Annotated in this window: 3 protein-coding genes; all 3 read left to right on the top strand. The window is 67.8% G+C overall.

Annotated features, from left to right (window positions below):
- A partial coding sequence (locus ACRWND_RS30475; protein ID WP_431955157.1) for a hypothetical protein occupies positions 1 to 686 on the top strand: 686 nt, incomplete at its 5' end.
- 78 nt (positions 687 to 764) lie between these two features.
- Positions 765 to 3389: a GmrSD restriction endonuclease domain-containing protein gene (locus tag ACRWND_RS30470; RefSeq protein ID WP_431955155.1), complete on the top strand. Its 2625-nt coding sequence runs from the start codon at positions 765 to 767 to the stop codon at positions 3387 to 3389.
- A gap of 44 nt (positions 3390 to 3433) precedes the next feature.
- Positions 3434 to 3641, top strand: a 208-nt coding sequence (locus ACRWND_RS30465) for a hypothetical protein (protein WP_431955153.1), incomplete at its 3' end; no start/stop codon positions are given.

Here is a 3641-nt window from a genome sequence, read left to right as displayed (position 1 = left end):
ACCGGGATGCGGACGGCCAACTCGACTTGGGAGACAACTGCGTGGACCTCTTCGATCTGGCTGGTGACCCGCTGGACGCGGCCGTGACCCGGCTGAGGGCAGGTGTGAAGCCGACCGCCGAGGACATCGCCCTCCTCACCGAGGCGGCCCGCACCGCGCAGCGCGCCTTCGAGGAGGTCGGCGCGGCGAACGACGTGCTGGACGAGGCCTCGCGCCTGGGCGATGACCTTACGACCGCGCTCGCGGACAGCCTGGGCCGCCGGGCCCGGACGGAGATCCCGACGCTGCTCGGCGCCCTGCGGGCCCAGGCGGCGCGCGTCGAGCGTTCCGAGGCCGTCCGTACCATAGCCAACCGCATCCTCGGCAACGACGGGCCGGACGAGCCGGCCGCCCTCGACTCCGTCCCTGCTCTCACCGCCGACCTGCTGCCCCGCGTGCCGTCCATCTACGACGACGGGGAGAAGCCGGGAACGAGCCTCGCCGACCTGTGGGAGCGTCAGGAACACCTGGAGCGGGTTCAGGACCGGGTGCGCAGGGAGCGGGTGGAGCACGTCGCGGGGCACCTGGTCGCACTCGCAGAACGAATCGTCGACCGAGCCTTCGTCGATGCCCGGTTCACCTGGGCGGCACTCGACGAGATGGACCAGGCCTACGCGCTGTGGTGTGCGTGCCTCGACGAGGGCTGAAGCGCCCCTGACTGTCAGGAACAGGCCCTATGGTCGTTCCCACGCGCCACGACCGGACCGATCACCGAGGGGGACGCCATGCAGGTGAGGGAGACGCTGTTCGCCGATCTCGTCCAGGGCAGAGCACAGCAGTTCCAGGTGCCGCTCTATCAGCGGACCTATTCATGGGCGGAGAAGCAGCTGAGACAGCTGTGGACCGACATCCTGGAGCAGGCCGAGCTGCTGGAGTCAAGAGAGAACGCAAGCACGCACTTCCTGGGGTCCGTGGTGCTCGCTCCGTCACCGCAGAACGAGGCGACGTTTCCCCGATGGCTCGTCGTCGACGGACAGCAGCGGCTGACCACGCTCTCGCTAGCCCTTGCCGCGATCCGCGACCACATAGCCGAAGCCGAACCTGACGCGGCCGAACGCATCAACGAGGACTACCTCATCAACAAGCGCAAGAGCGGAAACGACCACCTCCGACTGCTGCCGACTCAGGCTGACCGTGCGCAGTTCGCCGCGTACGTTCGCGGACCGTTCTCGGAAAAGGCCGCGGGCGGAGCGGTCGCCACTGCCTACGGCTTCTTCCGCCGCAAATTGGTCGAGGCCGCTGATCCGGTCGCCCCACAGGACGTGTTCCGCATCGAGAGGGCCATCACTTCACGGCTGACGCTGGTCGCGGTGACCGCCGAGCGTGGTGACAATGTGCATCGAATCTTCGAATCCCTCAACAACACCGGGCTCAAGCTCAGCCAGGCAGACCTCCTGCGCAACTACCTGTTCATGAAGCTGCACACCCGCGGTGAGCAGGTCTACGAGACCTACTGGCTGCCGCTGCAGGACAGCCTGAGCAACGAAGAGCTGGAACAGCTCATGTGGCTTCAGCTGGTCCTCGACGGGGACGACCGGGTGCGCCGCCAGGACCTGTACGCGGCTCAGCAGCAGCGTTTCGAGCGCGGCGCGGCGAGCGAGGAGGCAATCGAGGCTTACATCAGGGAGCTGCACCGCCGTGCCGGTATTTTCCGTCGGCTGCTCCATCCCGAGGAGGAACCGAACGCGTCGGTCCGCGCCCACCTGCGCCGCCTGGACGCCTGGCAGGCCCAGGTGACCTACCCCGCGCTGATGCTGCTGCTCGACCGTCGTGAGCTTGGGGGGCTCGACTCCTCGGACACGGCCCGCGCGATGTCGTACATCGAGAGTTTCCTGGTGCGCCGGATGATGTGTCGGGTGCCGACGAACAACCTCAGCAGGATCTTCCAGGCCGTGCCCGGGCAGCTGCCGCTCGACGTGCCCGTCGCCGACGGGCTGCACCAGCTACTCTCCGCCGACAACCGGTTCTGGCCCAACGACGAGGAGCTGCGAGAGAAGATCCAGAAGGCGCCTTTCTACCAGTTCGGACGCTCGCAGCAGCGCAAGATGGTGCTGCAACGACTGGAGGAGAGCTACGGGCACCCCGAGCCGGTGGACTTCGCCGCCGCGCAGCTCACCATCGAGCACGTCATGCCGCAGTCACCCGGCGACGAGTGGCTCCGAATGCTGGATGAGGACGCGGCCAGCGGAGAGCTGGCGGAGGATCTACACTCCCGGTTGCAGCACACGCTCGGAAACCTGACGCTCACCGCGGTCAACTCACAGCTGTCGAACCACCCCTTCGAGCGCAAGCAGGACCTGCTGCGAGGCAGCCACCTGGAGATGAACCGCCGCATCGCCGCGACCGAACGCTGGGGTGTGAAGGAGATCCGCGCCCGCGCCGACGAACTCGCCGACCGTGCGATCGCGCTGTGGCCGGCCCCGCTGCGCGGAGTCGGCCGTGCGGAGCGGAGCCGGGACTGGCACCTGGCTCACCAGGTGCTCGCCGCGCTCCCCCACGGAACCTGGACGTCGTACGGCGATCTCGCAGCGTTCATCGGCTCCGGAGCCCAGGCCGTGGGCAGCCATCTGGCCAAGACGCCGAGGGTGGCCAACGCGTACCGCGTACTCACCTCCGAAGGCAAGGTCTCCGACGGCTTCCGCTGGACGCCTCAGGACCAGGGAGGCGATGTTCACGCCCGGCTGACCGCCGACGGCATCCGCTTCACGGCCAACGGTGCCGCCGATCCAGCCCAGCGCCTCTCCGTCGACGACCTCGCCCTGCTGGTCGGCGGAGCCGACGACGACCAGGCCGTCGGCAAGGAGGACACCGCGCAGCGCACCCCAGAGAGCCAGGATGAGGAGACGCGCGCCGACCGGTTCTACCGTCAGCTCGTGGCGGAGAACTCCCCCGAGAGGCGGTTCTTCCGTCAGCTCGCGGAGGACAATTCCCGCGAGACGGTGGAGGCAGTGCGCGCCCTCTTTGCCCGCTGGGAAGAACTCGGCGGCTCGATCAACGTGGTCGGAGGCGACAACGCTACCGGCGCGTTCCTCACCCTGGGTGAGTCGGGCGCCCCGGGCAGCGGGATCTCACCGCTAAGCCTCACCCCGGGCTGCGGCCTGGGCGGCAACGCGTATGTCGGCTTCCAATACCTGGCCGCACAGGAGCCGTTCACCGACCGCGTCCTGTGTTCCGAACTCCTCAGGCACCTCAACGAACTTGAAGGGGTCGACCTCCAGATGAGAAAACCGGGCCAGGGACCGGACCCCAGCTTCCGGCTGTCCGTTCTGGAGAAGGACCGCAACCGTGAGCTGCTCGTGGAGACTCTGACGTGGTTCCGGGACCGCTGGGAGAGTCGGGATACGGACTGAGACAGGAATTCAGGAGGCACCGGTCGATCGTCATGAGTCGAAGAGTGCCCCATGACGGTCCTCCCTCGCCAAGGGGCGCGAGCGAGGACGAGGCCCCTTACCTCAGCCGCGAACGCTTCGCGCAGCAGGCAGGCGACGGCTTGCATCTGCTGGCCGGTGGTGAGCAGGTCGTCGAAAAGCAGGACGGTGCGATCCTCTTCGCGGCGTTCGATGCGGATGGCCATTGCGTGGGCAGCGGCCGCGAGGCGCTAG

Origin of the sequence: Actinacidiphila sp. bgisy167, assembly GCF_965342175.1 — a bacterium.
Classification (GTDB): domain Bacteria; phylum Actinomycetota; class Actinomycetes; order Streptomycetales; family Streptomycetaceae; genus Actinacidiphila.
This window is presented reverse-complemented; position numbering and strand designations above follow the sequence as displayed.

Bases quoted from the DNA above. Each gene is read 5' to 3' on its own strand.
- ACRWND_RS30470 (WP_431955155.1), top strand. From the start codon at position 765: ATGCAGGTGAGGGAGACGCTGTTCGCCGATCTCGTCCAGGGCAGAGCA.